Annotated in this window: 20 protein-coding genes; 6 read left to right on the top strand and 14 right to left on the bottom strand. The window is 69.4% G+C overall.

The genetic code is table 11. From position 1 onward, the window contains the following. Nucleotides 1-1,365 precede the first annotated feature (1,365 nt). The 10 genes from AB0J55_RS06350 to AB0J55_RS06305 all read right to left on the bottom strand — a co-directional run bounded on the left by AB0J55_RS06350 (nucleotide 1,366) and on the right by AB0J55_RS06305 (nucleotide 12,039). A complete protein-coding gene (locus tag AB0J55_RS06350; protein ID WP_364243691.1) occupies nucleotides 1,366-2,052 on the bottom strand; it encodes a GGDEF domain-containing protein in 687 nt (228 codons plus the stop codon). An 84-nt stretch (nucleotides 2,053-2,136) separates the two neighbouring features. Further along, on the bottom strand, nucleotides 2,137-2,721 hold the full coding sequence (idi, locus tag AB0J55_RS06345; RefSeq protein ID WP_364243689.1) for an isopentenyl-diphosphate Delta-isomerase: 585 nt from the start codon (nucleotides 2,719-2,721) through the stop codon (nucleotides 2,137-2,139). 87 nt (nucleotides 2,722-2,808) lie between these two features. After that, on the bottom strand, nucleotides 2,809-3,642 hold the full coding sequence (locus AB0J55_RS06340) for an alpha/beta hydrolase (RefSeq protein WP_364243687.1): 834 nt from the start codon (nucleotides 3,640-3,642) through the stop codon (nucleotides 2,809-2,811). Nucleotides 3,643-3,676: 34 nt separating this feature from the next. Then, nucleotides 3,677-6,832: an NACHT domain-containing protein gene (locus tag AB0J55_RS06335; RefSeq protein WP_364243684.1), complete on the bottom strand. Its 3,156-nt coding sequence runs from the start codon at nucleotides 6,830-6,832 to the stop codon at nucleotides 3,677-3,679. A gap of 10 nt (nucleotides 6,833-6,842) precedes the next feature. Then, complete coding sequence (locus AB0J55_RS06330; RefSeq protein WP_364243681.1) at nucleotides 6,843-7,370, bottom strand: cysteine hydrolase; 528 nt, start codon at nucleotides 7,368-7,370, stop codon at nucleotides 6,843-6,845. Then, nucleotides 7,367-8,800: a cytosine permease gene (locus AB0J55_RS06325; RefSeq protein ID WP_364243678.1), complete on the bottom strand. Its 1,434-nt coding sequence runs from the start codon at nucleotides 8,798-8,800 to the stop codon at nucleotides 7,367-7,369. Before AB0J55_RS06325 ends, AB0J55_RS06330 begins: the two co-directional genes overlap by 4 nt. Then, nucleotides 8,797-9,672, bottom strand: coding sequence for a PfkB family carbohydrate kinase (locus AB0J55_RS06320; protein WP_364243675.1), 876 nt, complete (start codon nucleotides 9,670-9,672; stop codon nucleotides 8,797-8,799). Before AB0J55_RS06320 ends, AB0J55_RS06325 begins: the two co-directional genes overlap by 4 nt. Continuing rightward, on the bottom strand, nucleotides 9,669-10,664 hold the full coding sequence (locus tag AB0J55_RS06315) for an ADP-ribosylglycohydrolase family protein (RefSeq protein ID WP_364243672.1): 996 nt from the start codon (nucleotides 10,662-10,664) through the stop codon (nucleotides 9,669-9,671). The genes AB0J55_RS06320 and AB0J55_RS06315 overlap by 4 nt, the downstream gene beginning before the upstream one ends. Next, nucleotides 10,661-11,353, bottom strand: a complete 693-nt coding sequence (locus AB0J55_RS06310) for a GntR family transcriptional regulator (RefSeq protein ID WP_364243669.1) — start codon at nucleotides 11,351-11,353, stop codon at nucleotides 10,661-10,663. The genes AB0J55_RS06315 and AB0J55_RS06310 overlap by 4 nt, the downstream gene beginning before the upstream one ends. Nucleotides 11,354-11,385: 32 nt before the next feature. Beyond that, entirely contained in the window at nucleotides 11,386-12,039 is a 654-nt protein-coding gene (locus AB0J55_RS06305) for a VC0807 family protein (protein ID WP_364243666.1), read from the bottom strand. 109 nt (nucleotides 12,040-12,148) lie between these two features. On the opposite strand from AB0J55_RS06305, the gene AB0J55_RS06300 reads away from it, so the two are divergent. Continuing rightward, the gene (locus tag AB0J55_RS06300; RefSeq protein ID WP_364243664.1) at nucleotides 12,149-12,550 is read left to right on the top strand and encodes a hypothetical protein; all 402 of its coding nucleotides are present in this window, start codon (nucleotides 12,149-12,151) and stop codon (nucleotides 12,548-12,550) included. Here AB0J55_RS06300 and AB0J55_RS06295 read toward each other — a convergent pair. Further along, nucleotides 12,471-13,313: a tRNA-dihydrouridine synthase gene (locus AB0J55_RS06295; RefSeq protein WP_364245901.1), complete on the bottom strand. Its 843-nt coding sequence runs from the start codon at nucleotides 13,311-13,313 to the stop codon at nucleotides 12,471-12,473. The two genes, AB0J55_RS06300 and AB0J55_RS06295, sit on opposite strands and share 80 nt — an antisense overlap. 399 nt (nucleotides 13,314-13,712) lie before the next feature. Here AB0J55_RS06295 and AB0J55_RS06290 point away from each other — a divergent pair, with 399 nt between their 5' ends. Continuing rightward, nucleotides 13,713-14,711 carry a hypothetical protein gene (locus tag AB0J55_RS06290; protein WP_364243662.1) on the top strand — a complete coding sequence of 333 codons (999 nt, stop codon included), beginning with the start codon at nucleotides 13,713-13,715 and terminating at the stop codon, nucleotides 14,709-14,711. Nucleotides 14,712-14,791: 80 nt separating this feature from the next. On the opposite strand, the gene dusB is transcribed toward AB0J55_RS06290, so the two are convergent. From dusB to AB0J55_RS06275, 3 genes are all read right to left on the bottom strand, one after another. After that, nucleotides 14,792-15,937, bottom strand: a complete 1,146-nt coding sequence (gene dusB / locus AB0J55_RS06285; RefSeq protein ID WP_364243660.1) for a tRNA dihydrouridine synthase DusB — start codon at nucleotides 15,935-15,937, stop codon at nucleotides 14,792-14,794. Between the two features lie 229 nt (nucleotides 15,938-16,166). Beyond that, a complete protein-coding gene (locus tag AB0J55_RS06280; protein ID WP_364243658.1) occupies nucleotides 16,167-17,291 on the bottom strand; it encodes a helix-turn-helix domain-containing protein in 1,125 nt (374 codons plus the stop codon). Next, nucleotides 17,288-17,593, bottom strand: a complete 306-nt coding sequence (locus AB0J55_RS06275; protein ID WP_364243655.1) for a hypothetical protein — start codon at nucleotides 17,591-17,593, stop codon at nucleotides 17,288-17,290. Before AB0J55_RS06275 ends, AB0J55_RS06280 begins: the two co-directional genes overlap by 4 nt. A gap of 205 nt (nucleotides 17,594-17,798) precedes the next feature. On the opposite strand from AB0J55_RS06275, the gene AB0J55_RS06270 reads away from it, so the two are divergent. Genes AB0J55_RS06270 through AB0J55_RS06255 form a run of 4 tightly spaced genes read left to right on the top strand, consistent with a single transcriptional unit; the run spans nucleotide 17,799 to nucleotide 20,677 of the window. After that, a complete protein-coding gene (locus AB0J55_RS06270; protein WP_364243652.1) occupies nucleotides 17,799-18,260 on the top strand; it encodes a hypothetical protein in 462 nt (153 codons plus the stop codon). A gap of 5 nt (nucleotides 18,261-18,265) precedes the next feature. After that, nucleotides 18,266-18,736, top strand: coding sequence for a hypothetical protein (locus AB0J55_RS06265; RefSeq protein WP_364243650.1), 471 nt, complete (start codon nucleotides 18,266-18,268; stop codon nucleotides 18,734-18,736). A 16-nt stretch (nucleotides 18,737-18,752) separates the two neighbouring features. Further along, entirely contained in the window at nucleotides 18,753-19,316 is a 564-nt protein-coding gene (locus AB0J55_RS06260; protein ID WP_364243648.1) for a hypothetical protein, read from the top strand. Beyond that, entirely contained in the window at nucleotides 19,313-20,677 is a 1,365-nt protein-coding gene (locus tag AB0J55_RS06255) for a hypothetical protein (protein ID WP_364243645.1), read from the top strand. Before AB0J55_RS06260 ends, AB0J55_RS06255 begins: the two co-directional genes overlap by 4 nt. Nucleotides 20,678-20,818: the final 141 nt, after the last annotated feature.

Below are 20,818 nucleotides of genomic sequence, written 5' to 3'. Positions count from 1 at the left end.
CTGGGCTGTCCGGGGTGAGCCGTTGGGCGGCGGTTTCCGCTGCGCGGCGAGGGGCGATTCCGTCGGCGCCAGGCGTGCGGCGGGGCGCTGGGCTGTCGGGGGTGGGCCGCTGGGCGGCGGTTTCCGCGGCGGCTGCGCGGCGAGGGGCGATTCCGTCGGCGCCGAGCGTGCGGCGGGGCGCTGGGCTGTCCGGGGCCGGGCGCTGGTCAGCACCTGCACGGCGGGCACCGTCGGCAACGGCTGCGCGGCGGGGTGCCGGGCCATCCGGACCCTGGGGCGCGGCTGCGTCGGCAGCTGCTGCTCGACGGGCACCATCGGCAGCGGCGGAGCGGCGAGGTCCTGGGCCATCCGGGGCCGGGCGGCGCGAGGGCGCCCCTTCCGGTGCGTTCGCTGCGCGGCGGGGGCCATCGAGCGGCCCTTCCGCGGCGGCCCGGCGAGGTGCGGGGTGCTCGCCGGTGCGGCGAGGGGCGATCCCCTCGGCGCCGGCTGTGCGGTTGGGGGCGATTCCGTCGCCGCCGGGCGTGCGGTTGGGGACGATCCCGTCCGCACCCGGCGTGCGGCGGGGTGCCGGGCTGTCCGGCGTGGGCCGCTGGGGCGCGGCTGCGCGGCGAGGCGCGGGGCCGTCTGCCATCGCTCGGCGGGGGGCCGGACCGTCGGGGCGCCGGGTCTGCGCGTCCGCGCGGCGGGGGCGCGGGCTGTCCGGGGTCGGTGCTGCTCCATCTGCCGCGGGGCGGGTCTCCGCTGCCTCGGCGGCTACCCGGCGGGCTCTCCGCGGGGGCTGCGGGGCCGCCGCCGTCTGCTGGGGGCCCGGGTTCGCTGCCGGGGGGCGGCGCTGGAGGGGGGCCTCCGGCTGGGGGGCCGCCGCCGTGGTGCGTCGCGGCTGGCGGGGGCGCGGGGTGCGTGATTGACGCGTCGCGTCCGTGGGTACTGGGTTCTCCGTAGGTCCCTGTGCCGCGCGCGGCTGGGCCGGCGGGACCCGGCGTCCCGGCTGGTCGGCACGGTCCTGCTGCTCCCGGGGCGGCACCGGCCGGGTGCCGGTGGTCCGGGCGACGACGTCGGAGACGCTGATCCCGCCCTGGTCCTCCATCGACCGGCGGCGGCCGGTGCGGCGACCGGTTCCCGGGCTGTCGTGCTCGTCCGGCACTCGGTCTCCTCTCGCGCGTCCGGTGGGCGGACTGGAACTTGGCCGTCTTCCCCCGCAGGAGGTGATCGTTCCCCCGGCGGTTTTCGTTATCGTACGGATACCCCCCGTTCGTGACGACACCCTCCCGGAATTTTCTTCACCTTCAGTCGACGAACGGCCGGTGGGCGTCGACAAACGGGTGATGCACCGCGTCGGTGAACCGGAGTAATGCCGTGCTTGCGTTACTCAGAGTGGGTTATTAACTGTGCCGTTTGCGCGTCGTGATAGGCCACTTTGTTGCGGCCCGCGCGTTTCGCCGCATAGAGCAGCCTGTCGGCGCTGCGCAGCTGGCGCTCCGGCGACCCGGCGCCCCGTGCCGCGTGTGCCAGGCCCGCGCTGATGGTCACCCGCAGCCCCGGCTGGAGTTCTGACCAGGGGTGACGCGCGACACGCAGCCGGGCGCCCTCGACGAACCGCACCGCGTCCCGGGCGTCGACGCCCGGCAGCCACAGCACGAACTCCTCGCCGCCGTAGCGGGCGCAAAAGCCGCCCGGCGGCAGGTCCTCCTGCAGCAGATCGGCGACCCGGCGCAAGACGCGGTCGCCGACGAGGTGACCGTACGTGTCGTTGACGCTCTTGAACCGGTCGAGATCGACCAGTGCGATCCCCAGCGGCGGACGGTCGGTGAACGGTCCGTACAGCCGCTCGTCGAGGTACCGGCGGTTGTAACTCGACGTCAGCGCGTCGCGGAGGCTGCCGTCGCGGGCGATGTCCAGCGCGGACCGCAGGTGCAGGTAGGCGCGGCGCCAGTCGCCCTGGGTGGCGAGCAGGCCGGCGATGGCTTCGTGCAGGCGGAGCAGGTCCGGCGGCCGCGCGCCGGCTGCGCATCCCAGTGCGCCTTCGCTCTCGGCTGTGCCCACCTCCGCCACCCCTTGGTTGTCGTCGCGGTGGCGGCCGCGCTTGAGGCGCCGGTACGGGGGAAGGTGAATTTCGCTCAAACGGGACGGTGACGGTTACTCTGCGACACCGTCAGCCCAGAGTCCGGAGAACGGCTCGATGGCCTTGAGCTGCTCGAACTGGTCCTTGGCCCAGTAACTCACATTGGCCGACGGATCGTTCAGTAACGATGTGTAGTCGGTCCAGGCGACCCAGCGCCAGTCGCCGACCTCATCCGGGTTCGGCGCCGGCTCGGTGTCGGCCCACGCGGCGAACACCGGGCAGAACTCGTTCTCGACGATCCCCTGGAACGGCGGCGTCCGGTAGCGGTAGTTCGGCAGCACACAGTGCAGCCCGGACAGCGACGGCATCCCGAGCTCGTAGCCGGCGCGCCGGCGGACGGCGTCCTCGAGGGTTTCGCCGGGTGCGGGGTGGCCGCAGACGCTGTTGGTCCAGACCCCCGGCCAGACCTTCTTGTGGAGCGCGCGCTGGGTGATCAGCAGGGCGTTGTCGCTGCGCCGCAGGACGTAGCACGAGAAGGCCAGGTGCAACCGGGTGTGCTCGTGGTGGCTGGCCAGCTTCGGGCCGGTTTCGCCGGTGGGCACGCCGTCCTCGGTGACGAAGACGATCTGCTCGGTTTCGGTTTCGGTCGCGGTATCCACGTGCCCCAGTGAACACGACGGCGCGCGGTGGCCCGTACCGCGAGGCGGGTGGGTTACCGGTGGTCCGCCCGGCGGGGTGACGGCCGGTTACCGCGCGTTGAGGTGCTCGACGAGCAGCGTGGTGACGGCCTCCGGGGCCTCCTCGGGCGCCCAGTGCGTGACGTCCTCGAGCATTTCGAAGCGGTAGGGCGCGGTGACCCAGTTCGCGGTGTCGAGAGCGGCGGTCGAGCCGAAGGAGACGTCCTCGGTGCTCCAGACGTACAGCGTGGGGACGGCGATCTTGCCGATTTTCCCGCCCGGGCGCCCGCCCCGGTACCAGTTGAGGGCGGCGGTGAGCGCGCCCGGCTCGGACAGCCGCTGCACGTAGTCATCGACCTTGGAGGGCGGCACGCGCCGCTCGAACATGTCCCGCAGCGCGCGGGCGTCGTTCTCCAGCATCCGCCGTTCGGTGACGCGGGTCTGCCGCCACTCGGTCATGTAGCGGCTGCGCAGGTACTGGTCCTCGTCGGTCTTCATGGCCTCGGCGAGCGCGGCGGGGTGCGGCGTGGAGACGACGGAGAGGCTGCGCAGCCGCTCCGGGTGCGCGTCGGCGGTCCACCAGGCGACGGCGCCACCCCAGTCGTGCCCGACGAGGTTGAACTTGGGCCAGCCCAGCGCTTCGGTGATGGCGACGACGTCCCCGACGAGGTGATCGATCGAGTAGTCCCCGGCCTGCTCGGGCCGCACATCGGGCGAGTAGCCACGCTGGTCCGGCGCGACGGCCCGGAACCCGAGAACACCGAGGGTGGCGACCTGGTGCTCCCACTCGACGGCGGCTTCGGGGAAGCCGTGCAGGAGGAGGACGGGCCGTCCGTCCTCGGGACCGGCGGCGATGGCGTCGAAGGAACCGGCCTCGGTGGGAATGCTGATGTGGTCGATCACGGCTCGAATCTACTTCGCGCGGTTGAACGCCAGGTCAACGGTCGGAGAGCGGCAGCAGCGCGCAGTCCGGGCCCAATCGGTCGAAACCGAGCACCTCGACGTGACTGCTGGTCAGAACGTGCAGGGCGCTGCGGCCGGCCAGCGGGCGCAGGTCCAGCACACCGGTGCCCCGCACGGTCAGTTTTCCGAGGTGGCGGAGACCGGCCAGCGGCGTGAGATCGAGCACGGTGTGTCCGGTGTTGAGCCGGAGATCTTCCAGCCGGGTCAGGCCGGAGAGCAGCGAACTGTCGGCCAGGGTCACGCCCGTGAGGTCGAGGAGCCGCAGTTCGGTCAGTTCCGCGACCGGTGCTGGATCGACGGCGGGACACGCGAGCAGCCGCAGCCGCTGCAGCCCGTTCGCCCAGCGTCCGAGCAGGCTCACGTCCGTGAGTGCTTGGCATCCTTGGAAGGAGAGCGACACCGGCGCGGTGAGGAAGGTCAGCGGCGTCAGGTCGGTGAACCGGAACGCGTTGCTCAGCGACAGCGAAGACAGGCCGGCCAGGGGCACGAGGCCGGCCAGCCGCTCCGGGTCGTCGATCCAGCTCAATTGCAGGTGCCGGAGCTCCGGCAGTTCGGCCAGCGCGTCCCAGCCGTGGGTCTCGACCCTGGCTTCGAAGGACGTCAGCCCGCGCACCTCGGTGAGTGGCGTGAGGTCGAGCGATCGGGGCAACGCCGGTCCGGTGAGGGCCAGCCTGGCCAGCCCGGTGCCGGCCAGCGAAGGCAGGTCGTACCCGGCGATGTCCGCGACTTCGAGGGACTCCAGGCGGCAAAGGTCGCGCACGAAGCCGAGCCGGCCGTATCCGTCGTCGAACGAGCAGCGCAGCCCGACGAGCCGGCGCAGGCGGTCCAGTCCGGCGAGCATCGCGGGGTCGGTGATGCTGAGAAACCCGTCGATCAGCGGGGAGTCGGCGAGCACGCGTTCGGCGAATTCGGCGGGTTCGAACTGTGCCCTTGCCGCGACCAGTTCCATCGCGACCACCGGATCCTGATGGGAGCCGTACCGGGCGAGGAGTTCCAGGGCCTGGGGACCGCCGATCAGCGCGGCCGCGCGCACGGTCGCCGCCGTCGAGAGCGGTTTTTCGGGATCGCAGTCACGCAGCAGGTCGAGGACGAACTCGCCCGCCGACGCCAGCGCCGACGCTTCGGCGAACGTCTTCGGCGGGATCAAGGCGGCGGCCCGGTCTTCGATCTCGTTCCGCAGCTGCTCGTTCAGCTCGGGCGAGGTCTCCAAACAGGCCAGCGCGACGAGGTCGAGTTTGAGCCGCCGCTTTTCGTCCGCGTCCCAGCTGAGGATCCCGTCGAGCAGGGCCTCGCGTTGGGCCGGGTGGGCGTGGCCCGCCGCCAGGACCACCACCTCGCGCCACTCGTCCAAGTGCGCGTTCGCCGTCAGGACGCCGATGTCGTCCTCTTCGATAGCAGCCTGCGCGGCGAGGTACTCCTGGAACGTCCGGTGCACGAAGTCGATCCGGCCCGGCACCGGTTCGCGCAGCACGCCGCCGCGGTCGAGGAGGTGGCGGAACACCGTCCGCGGAGTCACGTCGATCTGGCCCATCGACCGGAGTTTCGCGGCGATCCGGCGTTCCGTGTCACCGGCCGTGGCGTCCGTGTGGCCATTGCGAACCAGCCAGTACGCGAGGTGCCGCAGCAGTACCAGTTTCTCCGTCAGGGAAAGCCGAACGGTGGCTTCGATCCGCCGTTCGACGTCACGGCTGCTGAGCAGCATGCGCAGTGCGACGTCGTAAAGCTCCATGCGGTTGTCCGGCAGGTGCCCGCTGCCTTCGTGGTGCAGGGCGCAGAGCAGCGCGCACAGCAACGGGTTCTCGGCGAGCCGCCGCAACGCGCTGTGCGCGCTGATGGCCGCGAGCAGGGCATCGCGCTGGGCGTCGAGTGGCTCGCCCGGCAGCGCCGCGTGCCAGCGCGTCACGAACGTCCGGACGTCCTGGCGCGTCATCGGCTGCAGCCGCACCTCGCTGAACCCCTCGCCCCGCAGCCAGTCCGGGGCCACCGCGGCCGGGCGGGTCGTGACCACGAATCGAGCGCGCGGGAACGCCACGACGAGCTCGCGCAGCCATTCGCGCACTTCGCGGCGACGCTCGTCCGGGACTTCGTCGAGGCCGTCCACGAGCAGAACTCCGCGACCGCGGCGCAGGCGCTGTTGCACCCAGCCGGCCGGCATCTCGTCGGCGATGTGTCTGCCGACCTCGTCGAGGAAGTGCTCCGGGGTGGGCAGGGGGGTGTGGCTGAACCGCCGAAGCCGCACCAAGAACGGCTCCAGCTCGTCCCAGCCCTCGATGTCTCGCAGGCGACGGCTCGCGCACTGCACGGCCAGCCACTGCAGGAGCGTTGTCTTGCCCGAACCGGCTTCGCCGCGCAGGAGGATCCGCGACGTCCGCGGCAGCACGTGCTCGATCCGGTCGGCGGCTGCCGCATCGTCGTTCGAGGTGACACTCAGGCTCAGGTAGGCGACCGATAGCGGGTACAGCCGCGTCGCGTCGGTCAGGCCCGCGCCGTACAGCGCCATGCGGTCGAGCGCGGTGATCACCTGACGGCGGAAATCCGCCGCGAAGTCGTCCGGGGGCCGGCGTTCCGGCAGGACACTCAGCACGTTCCGGACGGTTTCGAGGATCTCCGTCTCCCGGCGCAGGATCTCGACGAGCGCGCCCGGCTGGAATCGCGGCAGGGTGCTGGTCACCTGGACGAGGTAGGCGCAGCATTCCCGGAGGACCCGCTGGTACAGCTCGACGGCGTCCGTCGAGAGGAGGAACTCGTGCGGGACCCGAGGCGCCGTTCGGAGAAGGTAGCGATAGAGAAAAGCCGCGTCGAGGTCGATATCGAAGAGGTCGTCATCGGTCAACTCGGCGCGTTCGAAAGTCTCCCGCGCGGCGTCGATCGTGGCCGCTCGCTCGTTTTCCGGTACCGCGCGGAACTCGACGTCGAGGAACGGCAGCAGGCGGTCGGCTACCCGGTCTTCGAGGTTGGTGAACAGGAGCCGGAGTTTGCGGCGGTCGTTGAGGCCGGTGACCTGCTTCTCCAGCAGGTCGAGGGCCCTGGCCGAGGCGTCCGCGGCGATCGGGCGGTCGCCCAGCCAGATCTTCGCGGCGGCCTTCACCACCGCAGTCGTCAACGCGATTGCTGAGGCTTCGAGGCTCACCGGTATCAGGTTAGCCCAGCACCTCCGCCGTTGTGGCCACCGTCACCAGCGGGCCGTACAGCCGCAGGATGTCCAGCGCCTTCGCGTGGCTCTCGTCGTCGACACCCGCGCAGGCGTCCGATACCACCGTCACCGAGACGCCCGCGTCCGCTGCCGCCAACGCCGTCGACAGCACGCAGCAGTCCGTCGAGACGCCCGCGAGGACCAGGCCCGCGCCGCCGACGCGGGTGGCCATTCGCGGGGTCCACTTGCCGAACGTGGTCGCGTCCACAGTGGACGCCGGGTGGAACCGGTCGATCACCTGGTACAGCGGTGCGTTCGGTGGCTGCAGGGCGAACGGCCACTGGGCGTAGTACCGCTTCCACGCTCCTTCCGGCTGCGAGGGCGCGACGAACCGCGTGAACACGACGTTGTTGCCGAAGGCCGTCACCAGACGCTCGATCGGCGGGACCACCTCGGCGAAACGCGGGGTGAACCACGGGCTCGCCCGGTCGGCGAACACGTTCTGCAGGTCGATGACTGCCAGGACCGACTTCACGCCGCCTCCTGCACGCGGATCCGCCGCCGGGTCGACAATGTCACCAGGAAGCCCAGCGCCAGGGCCAGCAGGACGCCGAGGTTCGCGTACGCCCATGCCCCGTCGCGGCCGCCGAGGCCGAACGGTGCCAGCAGGTACCCCTGCCACTTCAGCCAGTCCGCGGACGTGTTCGTCACCAGGCCCCAGCCGAGCGCCGTCGCCACCAGCACCAGGGCGATCGGCCCGACGCGGACGTCGCCGTACCGGCCGGCCGGGTCGAAGAGGTCGCGCTCGGCGTAGTCGCGGCGCCGCAGCAGGACGTCCGCGAGCATCACGCCGCACCAGGCCGCGACCGGGACGCCCAGTGTCACCAGGAAACCCTGGAACTGGCCGAGGAACTCGCCGCCGAAGAAGACGATGTAGATCGTGCCGAGGATCATGATCACGCCGTCGACGAGCGCCGCCGCCGGGCGCGGGATGCGCAGGCCCGCCGAGAGCAGGGCCAGCCCGGACGAATAGATGTCCAGCACCGCCCCGCCCACCAGGCCGAGCACCGCGACGACCGCGAACGGCACCAGGAACCACAGCGGCAGCAACGTCGTCAGCGCGCCGATCGGGTCCGCGGCGATCGCCTTGTTCAGGTCGGGTGACGACCCGGCCAGCAGCAACCCGAAGACCAGCAGCACCAGCGGGGCCACCGACGCGCCGAACGTCGTCCAGCCGACCACGCCGCGGCTCGACGACGAGCGCGGCAGGTAGCGCGAGTAGTCCGCGGCCGCGTTGACCCAGCCGAGGCCGAACCCGGTCATCAGGAACACCAGCGCGCCGACCCACTGCTGGGCCGAACCGGACGGCAGCGCGCCGACCGCGTCCCAATGCACGTCCCCGGCCACCAGGACCACGTAGACCACCGTGAGCACGCCGGTGATCCAGGTGATCCACGTCTGCAGCTTCATGATCGCGTCGAAGCCGAGCACGCCGGCGGCGACGGTCAGCGCCGCCACCACGACCAGCGCGACCACCTTGGTCGGTGTCCCGCCGCCCCAGCCGAGCCGCTCGAACACGGTCGCCGTGGCCAGCGTCGCCAGCGCGGCGAGCACGGTCTCCCAGCCCACCGTCAGCAGCCACGAGATCGCCGACGGCAGCCGGTTGCCGCGCACGCCGAACGCCGCCCGCGAAAGCAGCATCGTCGGCGCCGACCCGCGTTTGCCGGCGATGGCGATGAACCCGCACAGCAGGAACGAGAACAGGATGCCGACCACGCCGGCGACCAGTGCCTGCCCGAACGAGATGCCGAAGCCGAGGGTGAACGAGCCGTAGCTCAGCCCCAGCACGGACACGTTCGCGCCGAACCACGGCCAGAACAGCTGCCGTGGCCGTCCGCGCCGCTCGGCGTCGTCGATCACGTCGAGGCCGTTGGTCTCCACCTCGAGCCTGCGGGAACCGGTCATCGCGTGGCCTCCACCAGCTGGTCGATCTCCTCCCGGACCGGCGCGGTCGCCGGCCCGGGGCGGGTCACCGAAAGGGCGGCCGCCGCGTTGGCGCGCACGGCGGCGTCGAGGAGAGTACTGCCGTGCAGCAGCTCCGCGGCCAGCACGCCGCAGTGCGTGTCGCCCGCGCCGGTGGTGTCCACCGCGTCGACCGGAAACCCGGGGACGTCGGTGATCCGGCCGTGTTCGTGCACGCGGCAGCCCTTCGCGCCATCGCGGACGATGGCGACCGGCGGCAGCTCGCCGAGCACCTCGGCTTCGCGGGCGTTGCAGCTCAGGATGTCTATTGTGGACAGTAGGTCATGGAGGTCTCCAGGGTTGATGTCGCCGATGAGCGGGCCAGGATCGAACAGGATCCTCGAGCCGGGAAGACGGGGCAGCCATCCGAGGAGGGCCCCGCGATTGATCTCGTGCAACCAACTGTAGCCGCTCACGTACACCACGTCGTCAGTCTTTGGGGTGATCCGGTCGAGCAGTTCGGCGCGCAGCCGTCCTTCGGCGCCGGTCCCGGTAGCGAAGGTGCGCTCGCCGGTCGCATCGACGAACACGACGACGACCCCAGTGTCTACTTCGGACACTGGCAAGTGCGCCAGCTCCACCCCTTCGGCGGCGAGGGCCGCGCGGGCGATGTCACCGAAGGCGCCGATTCCGTGGCAGCCCGCGTAAAGCACCCGCGCGCCCGACCGCGCAGCGGCGGCCATCACGTTGAAACCACCGCCGGGCAACAGGTTCGCCGACGACGCCAGGACGTCCCCGCCGGCCGGGGGCAGGGCCGGCACCGCCATGACGAGGTCGACGACGACCTGCCCGGTGTGCACCAGCCGCCCGGTCATCGGCGGCGCAGCTTCAGGAGTTCGTCGACCAGCGGCCCGAATTCGAGCCGGTTGACGGCGAGCACGGTCTCGACGACGTCGGGGCGGAACGCGCCGATGCCGTGCGCGGCACCGAGCATCGCCCCGCAGATCGCGGCGACGGTGTCGGTGTCGCCGCCGAGGCCGGCGGCCAGGCGCAGCGCCGCCGGCGGGTCGTCGCCCATGGCTTCGGCCAGCGCGAACGCGGCGACGACGGACTCCTGCGACGCGACCGACGTGCCGATCACCCGCGCGACCGCGTCCGCGACGGCGGCCGGGGCCATGCCCCGCACCCAGCCGCGCGCCCAGCGGATCCGCGCGGCGATCTCCCCGCCGGGTGCCCAGTGCCCGCGTTCCCCGCCGACGACGGCGGCGCGCTCGCCCGCGTCGAGCGCTTCGGCCAGGCCCGCGCCGTCGACACCGGCGGAGACGACCGCGGCCACCGCGGCGGCCGAGGCGATGCCGAGGCTGGTGTTGTGCGTGACCCGCGCGGTCGCGACGACCGCGTCGACCAGCGTGTGCAGGTCCTCGGACGGCGTGGCGATGCCGACCGGCGTGACCCGCATGGCGGCGCCGTTGGTCGTTCCGGTGCGGCCGGCTTCGTCGGCCGGGACGCCGTCCTGCAGCCGCGACAGTGCCCGTTTGGTGGACGGCCCGAGCAGGTCCGCGGATCCGCGGCGGACCATGTCCGCCTCCCAGATGAGCAGGGCGTCGGCGAAGACGTGCGGCTCGACGGTGCCGCGGCCGTCGATGAGCAGCCGGGCCAGCAGGATGGCCTGTTCGGTGTCGTCGGTGACCGAACCGGCGGGCATCGACGGCGCCACCGGCTGCTCGGCGACGGCGGTGAGCAGGCCGGTGACCGGTCCGTAGGTGGCGGCGATGGCGGCTCGGGACATCGACTGCGTCGGCATGCCGAGCGCGTCGCCGACGGCCAGCCCGGTGAACGCGCCGAGCGCCCGGTCCCGCGCGCTCACCGGTGCCCGAAGGTGAGGTGGAACTGGAACCGGTCCGGGTCCAGCAGGCTGACGACCCGCTCGACGAGCCGGCCTTCGACGTCGACCGAGGTGCGCTCGGCACGGAGGAAGAGCTCGCCGATGCTCCGGCCGAGCAGTCCGGCGGCACCGGCGTCGAGGCGTTCGGTGCTGATCCACTGGTCGCCGCCGACGGAGATCCGCCCGGCGGCTTCGAGGGTCTTGGTCAGGGAGCCGTCCCGCAGGCCGGTCCCGGGCAGGTCGGCGAGCGGCCCGGCGGCGGGCACGGTGGCGGTTTCGAGCGAGATGCCGCGGTCGTGCTCCCGCCGCAGCCGCCGCACGGCGACGTAGGCCGTCTCGCCGAATTCTTCGGCCAGGGCGGCGTCTTCGACGGTCTCGATGCCGAGCAGTTCGGTGGTGACCGGCGCGCCGGCGTCGGCGAGCGCGCGGGCCCAGCCGATCCGCTGGTCGAGCTGGACGCCGTCGAAGGTGACGAACGACCCGACGCCGGCCTGGGTGGAGATGAGCTCGAGCTGCTGGAGTTCGGACAGCGCGCTGCGGACCGTGCCGCGGCTGACCTGGTACTGCAGGGCGAGCTGGTGCTCGCCGGGAAGGCGTTCGCCGTGGGCGAGACGCCCGGAGCGGATCAGGTCGGTGAGGTCACCGACCAGCTGTTGCCGCTTGCTGTACATGTACACACCTGTACACGCGGTATCGGTGCAGGTCAAGCGGCCACGAGGGGGCGCGCGGCCGCGTCGGCGGCGATCATCTTGCCCGCCTTTTCGGCGACCTTCCCGGCGACGACCATGATGATCGCGAAGGCGACGGCGAAGATGGTCGTGCTCAGCCAGACCATGGTCGAGACGGGCAGCGTGAACGCGCCGACGATGCGAACCGAGCTTTCCAGCGCGAAGCCGATGCCCCAGATCACGCTGCAGCGCCGCAGGATGGCGTTGAACGCCTCGTTTTCGCCGAGCCGTTCCCACGCGGCTTCGTTTTCGGCTTTGCCGCGGGTGAGGAACGGGCGCATCGTCTTGGTCATGATCGGGGCCGCGGTGAACGCCGAGGCGAGGATGACCAGGCCGGTGATGCCGCTGCCGAGCGAGTCCTTGGCGATCATCATCCGGGCGTCACCGGTGACGAAGGTGAGCAGCATGCCGACGACGTTGGTGGTGAGCACGACCAGCGCGAGGCCGTTGAGCGTGCGGTCCTTGGCGAACTGGTGGAGGGTCCGGGCCAGCGGGAAGACCCCGGCGGCGGCGAGCGCGGCGAAGTCACTCGCGCCGAGGGAGTGGAGGGCGTAGTAGACCGCCATGGGGACGGCGATCTCGATCGCGAGGGTCTTGAGGAGGGCGGTTCCGGGCTGGTTCGTCGTCATGAGATGAGCTTGTCGCGGGGGGAGCTTCGGGAAGGATGCCGTCCGCCACGACTTGGGACTGACAGATGTCACGGCCTCACGTTTCGGGCGGCTGCGTCGTCTACTGGGTATGACGACGTTCATGCGCGGCACGATCGCGCTGCAGACGCTGGCGCTGTTCCTCGCGCCGATCACCGCGGGGCTGCTGCTGGCCACCCCGAACGGGCATGTCCTCCACAGCGCTTCGGCGTACACGGTGTGGGTGGTCGCCGTGGTGCAGGTGGTTGCGGCCGTCCTGGTTTGGCGGTCGGGGCGGGGCTCGCCGCGGGTGGCCCTCTACGCGGTCGTGTTCCTGGGGCTCGTGACCGCGCAGGTGTTCCTCGGGATCGCGCACGTCACGACCGTGCACGTGCCGCTGGGGGTGTTGCTGTTCGGGGTGAGCCTGGTGCAGCTCAGCCGCCCGAGTGCATGTCTTCCGCTTCGGGGACGCAGTCGTCGTCCGGATCGTCCAGCCAGCCGTGTGGCAGCGTGACCTTGCCCGGGGAGCCCTGGCGTCCTCGCGGGCCGGTGGCGGCTTCGGGGAAGGGCGCGTCGTGGTCGAGCTGGGCGATCAGGTCGTCGAGCTGGTCCATCGACGACAGCATCGCGAAGCCGCGGCGGAGTTCGGAGCCGACCGGGAAGCCCATCAGGTACCAGGCCATGTGCTTGCGGATGTCGCGCATCGCCTTGTCGTGGCCGTCGTGCTCGATGAGGAGCTCGGTGTGGCGGCGGAGGACGCCCGCGACCTCGCCGAGGTTCGGCGGGGTCGGCAGCGGGCGCCCGGCGAAGGCGGCTTCGAGTTCGCCGAACAGCCACGGCCGGCCGAGGCAGCCGCGGCCGACGACGACGCCGTCGCAGCCGGTTTCCTCGACCATGCGCAGGGCGTCGGCGGCGGAGAAGATGTCGCCGTTGCCCAGCACCGGGATGCTGGTCACCGCCTCCTTCAGGGCGGCGATCCTGGACCAGTCGGCCTGGCCGGAGTAGCGCTGCGCCGCGGTCCGGGCGTGCAGGCTGACGGCGGCGGCGCCCTCGGCTTCGGCGATGCGGCCGGCGTCGAGGTAGGTGTGGTGGTCGTCGTCGATGCCGATGCGGAACTTCACCGTGAACGGCGTGTCCCCGGCGGCCTTGACGGACTCGCGCACGATGGCTTCGAACAGCTTCCGCTTGAACGGCAGCGCGGCCCCGCCGCCCTTGCGCGTCACCTTCGCGACCGGGCAGCCAGAACTGAAGTTAAAACTGACAATCGAGCAGCTGATGTCACACTGTCGGTATGGGGTAGTCGACGGGCAAAGTTCCTCGTGGTCGCTATGGCCGACGGCATCCGTCGTAAGACTCGCTTCGTGAGTGGCGCCGTCTGCGGTCTGAGGTAACGGGCGAGTTGAAAATTTGGCCGAGCTATCGGGGCAGGCTGGGTGCCGTTGAGTGCCCTTCCCGGTAGTGGCGATCGCTTCAGACGGCGGTTCCTCATCCTGGCGATTGGTCCGTTCCAGTGAGGTTTCGGGCGACGTCGGCGAAAAGTGTCGGAGCGTCCCGCTATTGTGCTGCGTGCACGCGTCATAACAGCAAAGTTACTGATAGTGACTGCTGCTTGCCGGGCTCATGACTTGCGGCTCACGCCTGCTGCTCGTCACTGTCGTTGTCATGGAGGTGACACAGTGAGTGAGCGCAGCCGCTACTACAAGGCGGGAGTCAGGGAAGCTCTGTTCATGCTAAGTCGAGGTCGCTGTTATGCGCCGAAGTGTTCGCAACGGGTCCTACGCATAGTCGACGACGATCCGAGTATCAACATTCAGATAGCGCACATCAACGGCCTGAAACCGGGAAGTGCCCGGTTCGATCCGACGATTCCCGTGAAGACTCTGAACAGCTTCGGCAACTTGCTCTTGCTTTGTCAGTCCCATCATCGTCCGGTGGATGACAAGGCAAAAGAAGACAAATACCCAAAGAAGCTACTTTTGAACTGGAAGAAGGACCGCGAAGTCGGTGCCTATAGTCAGCTCGCCGGACTCGATATTCTTGGCAAAGATGAGCTGGAGGCAATGCTGGTGTCCGCGGTTGTGGACACCAAGGACGAAATCTTGGAAGCGATCGACGAGGTCGCGATGATCAGCAAAAGTACGGCTGCGACGCTGAGGGATCTGGTAAAGGAATCCTTTGACAGCCCCTACCTGGATCTCGATGCGGTAGCGCTGCTCGCGGACTCTGCCGCATCGCTGCGACACTTACCAGACTCTGCAGCAATCCTCAATGATGCCGCAGGACGATTGCGGGATCTTGCTGACAGTGCTGCAACATTGAACGACGCTGCATCGAAACTGAGTAACGCAGCGGACAACGCTGGGATGCTCCATTCGGCGGCTTCGAATCTCAGTTCGGCATTCACGTCGGCGATGAATAACGACACCGCATACGAAATTCGTCAGGTAAAGTCGGAAGTGGAAGCGGCTTCACAACAGTTATCTCAAGTAGTGGAGGAGATCAACGAGGCTACGCGCTACGCAAGTCAGGCTGAATATGGAAACACAATCATCGAGCAGGTGGATGACGGCCGAAATTGGCTCTACTTCAAGTGGGGTTTAGGGACTGGAGCAGTCGCGGTCACTGTTCTCGCTATCTTGATCACAATCATGATCGTTCAGTCCAAAGGTGGGTGAATCGTGCATCGATGGCGTAGTGACCTCGAGGGTTAAGTGAGCCCACTTTAAACCTAGTGTCGCGATATGTCGAAGTGTGCTCAGCCGCCGGAGTGCATGTCTTCGGTCTCCGGGCGGCTGTCGTCGTCCGGGTCGTCGAGCCAGCCGTGGGGCAGCGTGACCTTGCCCGGCGATCCCTGACGGCCGCGCGGCCCGGTGGCCGCCTCGGGGAAGGGTGCGTCGTGGTCGAGCTGGGCGATCAGGTCGTCCAGCTGGTCCATTGACGACACCATGGCGAACCCGCGGCGGAGTTCGGAGCCGACGGGGAAGCCCATGAGGTACCAGGCCATGTGCTTGCGGATGTCGCGCATGGCCTTGTCGTGGCCGTCGTGCTCGATGAGCAGTTCGGTGTGGCGGCGCAGCACCCGGGCTACCTCGCCGAGGGTGGGCGGGGTCGGCAGCGGGCGCCCGGCGAAGGCCGCTTCGAGTTCGCCGAACAGCCAGGGGCGGCCGAGGCAGCCGCGGCCGACGACGACGCCGTCGCAGCCGGTTTCGGTGACCATGCGCAGGGCGTCGTCGGCGGTGAAGATGTCGCCGTTGCCGAGTACCGGGATGCTGGTCACGGCCTCTTTCAGCGCGGCGATCTTGGTCCAGTCGGCCTGGCCGGAGTAGCGCTGGGCGGCGGTGCGGGCGTGCAGGCTGACGGCGGCGGCGCCCTCGGCTTCGGCGATGCGGCCGGCGTCGAGGAAGGTGCGGTGGTCGTCGTCGATGCCGATCCGGAACTTCGCGGTGAACGGAACACCGGCCGGTTCGGCGGCTTTCACGCAGGCGGAGATGATGTCGGCGAATAGCTTGCGCTTGTACGGGAGCGCTGCTCCGCCGCCCTTGCGGGTGACTTTAGCGACGGGGCATCCCCAGTTGCTATCCACGTGGTCGGCGAGGCCTTCGCCGACGATGATGCGGACGGCTTCGGCCATGGTCTTCGGGTCGACGCCGTAGAGCTGCATGGACCGGGGCTTTTCATTGGCCCCGAAGGTCATCATGTGCATGGTGCCGGGGTGCCGTTCGACGACGGCGCGGGCGGTGATCATTTCGCACACGTAGACGCCGGCGCCGTACTCGGCGCACAGCTGCCGGAAGGCGACGTTGGTGATCCCGGCCATCGGAGCGAGCACGACTGGGGGATCGACCTGGTAGGGGCCGATCTTCAGGGCGGGCTTGCTCAGGGTGGTGGTCACGTCCTCCATTGTCGCTTGTGGTGTCGATCACGTCGACCAGGGGCGGTCAAGCTCCGCTTCGGCCGGGCTGTAAGTGGTTGACGAGCCGCGTAGGCGATGTCTGGAGCGAGTGATGATCTCGCCGCCGAACGCGTCTTTAAGGAATGGAAACGCTCCAGACGTCGGCGTTCCACCCGTGGCCCTTCGTGTGGGTGGTGCTCGATTCAGCTTTGCAATCGAAGCGGTGTGGAGTTCACGGTCAGGACGCAGTTTCTTTTTCCAACTCGACTATCTCAGTATCGGTAATCTTTCCGCGCAGGGCGGCGCCGGTCCGCCAGTTGTTCGTCAGGTGGCCGTGGCGGCCAGCAACGATCGAGGTGCCGACGCCGAGGCGTGCTGCGATGACGGCAAGCGAGTTACGGGTCGCGGCGTCGGCAACCTCTTGATTAAATGAGTTGTCAATCAAGGTGTCCGCGGCGAATTCGTCGGCTTCGGACTCCGCGGTATCTTTTTCTGCTTGTTCGACGAACAGGTTTAAATAAGTTTCTCGCTTTGCGTGCAGCAAGATGTGCCCGATCTCGTGCGCAATGCTGAACCAGAAGATGTCAGGCTTCCGTCCACGGGCTGTGATTCCGATGACTGGACTGTCTTTGTTCAGCCATGTGGTGGCCCCGCATAGCCGAGTCTCGGGGATCTCGCGGACGAACACCAGTGTGACGCCTGCTTCGGCCAGTGCGCGGCGTGTCGCAACGAAACCGTCAACGAGCGGCAGGGTCGTGAACCGCGGGAGCGTTCGAGTGAAGCTCCGCAGGGCGCGTGCTCGAAGGGGGCCGACATCGGCGCTCTCGGCGGAAAGCTCGACCAGGCGGAGCCATAGCGCCGTGTTCTTCTCGGCCACGCCAAAGGCTTGGCTTCGTCGGAATGACACGCGAGCCCTTTTCCAGGTCGCTGCGAAGGCTTCGGGGCTGGCGACGCCGAAAAACCTGAGAATCTTCTCAATGCGTGTCACGTCCTCGTCGTCAGGAGAGACGATCTGGTGGCGATGTAACGTCTCGGCGTCGAAATCGTTTGCCCAGTCGACAAAATCGCCGAGTTTCTGTTGTGCTTTTTTCTTACTTTCATAAGTGCTGTGGAATACGTCCAGCTCGACCCAGCGGCGAGCGGGGATATCCAATGCGCGCTCAAGAAGAACGGCGATGTCCGACGAGATTCCTATGGACCCGTTGACGATCTGATTGATGTGCTTGGGGGTCAGTCCGGTGCGCTCGGCCAGTTCGGCCTGGCGTATTCCACGGTTCATCAGGACGTCGCGCAGCACGGTCCCCGGATGGATCGACCAGTCTGGGTTGAATTCCTCTGCGCGCGCGCCGGCCGGGGCGCTCACCCGGCTGCTCCGAGGCAAGAGCGACCGGCCACCGCAAGATCGACGATTTCGAGGTGGGTCACGCTTCCTGGCTGATCGTGAGGGAAAGGCACCCGGGCTCCGTCCTGGTCGTGGGCCACCGCGCGCAGCACGGCCTGGCGGTAGGCCAGGGCGATTGCCGCACTCGGACTCCGGGTGGCCGGCGTCAGCATCCCGATGATGCCCCAGGTCAGCACCTCGGCAAGTGAGGGACTCGTGGTCCGCAGCAGGTGGATAAGCATCATCACCTCCTGGTGTACGCCCGGGAAGGTCTGCTCGATCACGTCGGGAGAGGCCAAAACCGCCGCGAGGGCAGCATTGGACGCGGTCAGAAGCACACCTCAGTATGCCCCGACAAGGTAACGACGGCAACCTCACCCGACCGAGTGAGTCGACCAAAAAATACACCAATCTCGCGACTTTTTGAGCGTAAGGTGATCCCGAGACCGAGTAGAAAATCTTGGTCCAGGTACACCCAAGGAGGCCCCCATGCGGGTCCATGCGTACGCGGCCGGTAACTCGGCCGCGATCACCCACCCCGACGCCGACCCGGCGACCGCACTGGTCGCACTGATCTCGATCGACTCCGGCGACCAGGTGTTCCGCGTCGGAGACGACACGGAGCTCGACGCCGAGCTGGCCATCGGAGAGCTGTTTGGCGACACCCCCGGGCACGTGCTCGTCCACCACTGCCGCCAGGTCACGGTCACCGTGTCCTACGTCGGTACCGCGAAGACGGTTGAGGTTCACCCGTCCGCGCACGTGAAGAAGGTCCGGAAGGAGGCCATCGCGGCCTTCGGCCTGGACCCGGCGACGGCGTCGGACCTGGTGCTGCGCCTGCCCGGGGCCGCCGACGACCTGCCGCCCAACAGCCCGATCGGCGCGTTCGTGCCCAAGGGCAGCTGTGCGCTGCAGCTCGACCTCGTCCACCTCGTCCGCGCGCAGGGGTGACGGCCATGTCAGAAGCCGACCTCGACCCCGGCAAGCGTCGGCTCGAGCGGGACGTGGTCTCGCCGCGATTCGAAAGCGGGGTCGAGGCCGGCTCCTGGCGCCTGATCAGCCTCGCCTGGCCCCACCTGACCGTCGCCATCACCGCCGGAGACGGCCACGAGCTCGGCATGCGGCTCCTGGTCGACGGCTACCCGGGCCAAGCGCCCGCCGGGCAACCCTGGGACCTGGCCACCGACACCCCGCTGCCGCCGTCACGCTGGCCGACCGGCGGAATGACGGCCTTCGTTTTCCGCCGCGAGGACTGGTCGATCCAGAACGGCAACGCCCCCTACCTGGCGTGTGACCGCCGCGCGCTCGCCGGGCATCAGTGGGCGAGCCAGCACCCAGAACGGGCGTGGAACCCGAATCGCTCGATCGAGTTCTACCTCGAGCAGATCCACCATGAGCTCAGCGCCGCGACGATCCCGCACCCCTGACCAGAGGAACCCTTCGATGCCCGACCCCTTCGGCAGCCTCACCATCAACGCGGCGCTGTTGTCGGATCTGCTCATGCAGCTGGCCCACCGCGGTGGCGGCGTCCGTGAATCCGGCGCGTTCCTGCTCTCGCCCCGTGACAGCACAGGCGAGGGCCGCGCGACGGTGACCGGATTCGCGCTCTACGACGACCTCGACCCCCGCTCGCTGACCGGAGGGATCACCTTCCACGCCGAGGGCTACACCGCACTGGCCGCGACGTGCCGCCGTCTCGGGGTGCGGGTGGTCGGCGACGTCCACACCCACCCCCGCGACTGGGTCGGCCAGAGCACCACCGACGCAACCCACCCGATGTCGGCGCTACCCGGGCACATCGCACTCATTGCACCGCGCTACGCCGTCGGCGACATCACCGTCCGAGACCTGGGCGCGCACCGGCATCTCGGCGGCGGGCGCTGGCAGTCCTACTACCGCGACGACGTCGCGACACTGCTCCACGTGACAGGCATGCGGCTGCCGCGCTGGCTGCGCGACCTCACCCACCGGCTCCGCGCCGTGCTGACCTCCAGGAGGAGCCGATGATCGACAACATCGAGGTCGACGCGGTACACCGCACGGCCCTGCTGGCCATGCACGACGACACCGAGCCCACCCTGGACGCCGCACTAACGGCCCAGGCCGAGACCGGGGTGATGATCTTCGCCGACGCGGACGCTTGCGTCACCGTGGACGGGCAGGCGGCGCTGCTGACCGCCGCTGCCACCGGCGTCCGCGCCTTCGGCCACGTTCACGTGCTCGCCGACGTTCCCGACGCCCGGGTACTTGCCGGCGTCGCCCGCGGGCGGTCGCTGATCGAAACCCTGCGCGGCGAGGGCGTCGAGGTGCTCGCCGACACCACCCTCGTCGAGGACCGTCGCCGGCCGATCTTGCTGATCGGAGCGACGGCGGCACCCGAGCACGGAGCCGGGCAGATCGTGCTGCGTGCATCCTGGTTCGGCTGGACGGCGACGGTGACCCCCGCCGCCGACGCCGCCTCCGGGAGCGACACCACCTGCCCGCTGGCCGCCGTCACCGCTGGAGCTCTGGGCATCAGCGAGATCTTCGGGGCCATGCGGGCGCGCCCAGGCGAGGACAGCGGCTACAGGACCGCAACGGTGAATCTGTGGCATCCGGGCAGCGACGAGGACGCCGGCCCGGCGCTGGCACACGCGCCGCTGGGTTGGTGGCTGGTCGGGCTCGGCCACCTCGGACAGGCCCACGCATGGGTGCTCAGCTGGCTCCCGTACCAGGCCGAGCAGCCGGTCGAGGTCGTCCTGCAGGACACCGACCGCACCATCCTCGCAAACCACAGCACCGGGGTACTCACACCTCGCGGATCAACCGGCACCCCGAAAACCCGGCTGGTCGCCGCGGCACTCGAACACGCGGGCTTCACCACTCGAATCGTGGAGCGGCGCCTCGGCGCCGACCTGCATGTCGCCGACACCGAGCCCCACGTAGCGCTCCTTGGCGTCGACAACCTGCCGACCCGGCGCCTGACCTCCACGGCTGGATGGCGCTTCGCCGTCGATGTGGGCCTGGGCAGCGGCCACGCCGACTTCTCGTCGATGCTGCTGCGCCGGTTTCCCGGAACCCGGCGCAGCGAGGACGTGATCGCGTGGAACACGCCGCCGCAGGCGGCGGTGGTTCCGGCCAGCACGGCCTTTCGCGACCTTGCCACACGCGGGGACCCCTGCGGCGTCGTCACGCTTGCCGGCACCGCCGTCGGGGCCGCGTTCGTGGGCGTCATCGCCGCCTGCCTGGCTGTCGCCGAAGCCTGCCGGGAACTACACGGCGGCCCCGGCCACGACGTTCTCACGCTCGACCTCGCCGCGATGGACACCACCACGGCCCCCGCCGACATCCCGGCTGACGTCGTCAGCACCTCGCTGCTTCACCGATGACCCAGCCTTCGCAGGCATTTACGTCCTTTGGGTACTGCCTGCCAGCTGACCGTCTTGGAAACACCGAGCTCGGCGAGAGATGTCGACGCGTTCGGAGAGTTGGTGCAGCGGCCGACATCGGCGAAATCGCGAAGCGGACGC

The sequence above is a fragment of the Amycolatopsis sp. NPDC049688 genome (assembly GCF_040674975.1).
Taxonomy (GTDB): Bacteria; Actinomycetota; Actinomycetes; order Mycobacteriales; family Pseudonocardiaceae; genus Amycolatopsis.
Note: the sequence above shows the minus strand (reverse complement) of the source record. Positions and strands in the feature narration are given on the sequence as shown.

Coding starts and splice junctions, on each gene's coding strand:
- AB0J55_RS06305 (WP_364243666.1), bottom strand. CDS start 12,039: ATGACGACGAACCAGCCCGGAACCGCCCTCCTCAAGACCCTCGCGATC.
- AB0J55_RS06270 (WP_364243652.1), top strand. CDS start 17,799: ATGCGGGTCCATGCGTACGCGGCCGGTAACTCGGCCGCGATCACCCAC.
- AB0J55_RS06265 (WP_364243650.1), top strand. CDS start 18,266: ATGTCAGAAGCCGACCTCGACCCCGGCAAGCGTCGGCTCGAGCGGGAC.
- AB0J55_RS06320 (WP_364243675.1), bottom strand. CDS start 9,672: ATGACCGGGCGGCTGGTGCACACCGGGCAGGTCGTCGTCGACCTCGTC.
- AB0J55_RS06255 (WP_364243645.1), top strand. CDS start 19,313: ATGATCGACAACATCGAGGTCGACGCGGTACACCGCACGGCCCTGCTG.
- AB0J55_RS06260 (WP_364243648.1), top strand. CDS start 18,753: ATGCCCGACCCCTTCGGCAGCCTCACCATCAACGCGGCGCTGTTGTCG.
- AB0J55_RS06300 (WP_364243664.1), top strand. CDS start 12,149: ATGACGACGTTCATGCGCGGCACGATCGCGCTGCAGACGCTGGCGCTG.
- AB0J55_RS06310 (WP_364243669.1), bottom strand. CDS start 11,353: ATGTACAGCAAGCGGCAACAGCTGGTCGGTGACCTCACCGACCTGATC.
- dusB (WP_364243660.1), bottom strand. CDS start 15,937: ATGGAGGACGTGACCACCACCCTGAGCAAGCCCGCCCTGAAGATCGGC.
- AB0J55_RS06325 (WP_364243678.1), bottom strand. CDS start 8,800: ATGACCGGTTCCCGCAGGCTCGAGGTGGAGACCAACGGCCTCGACGTG.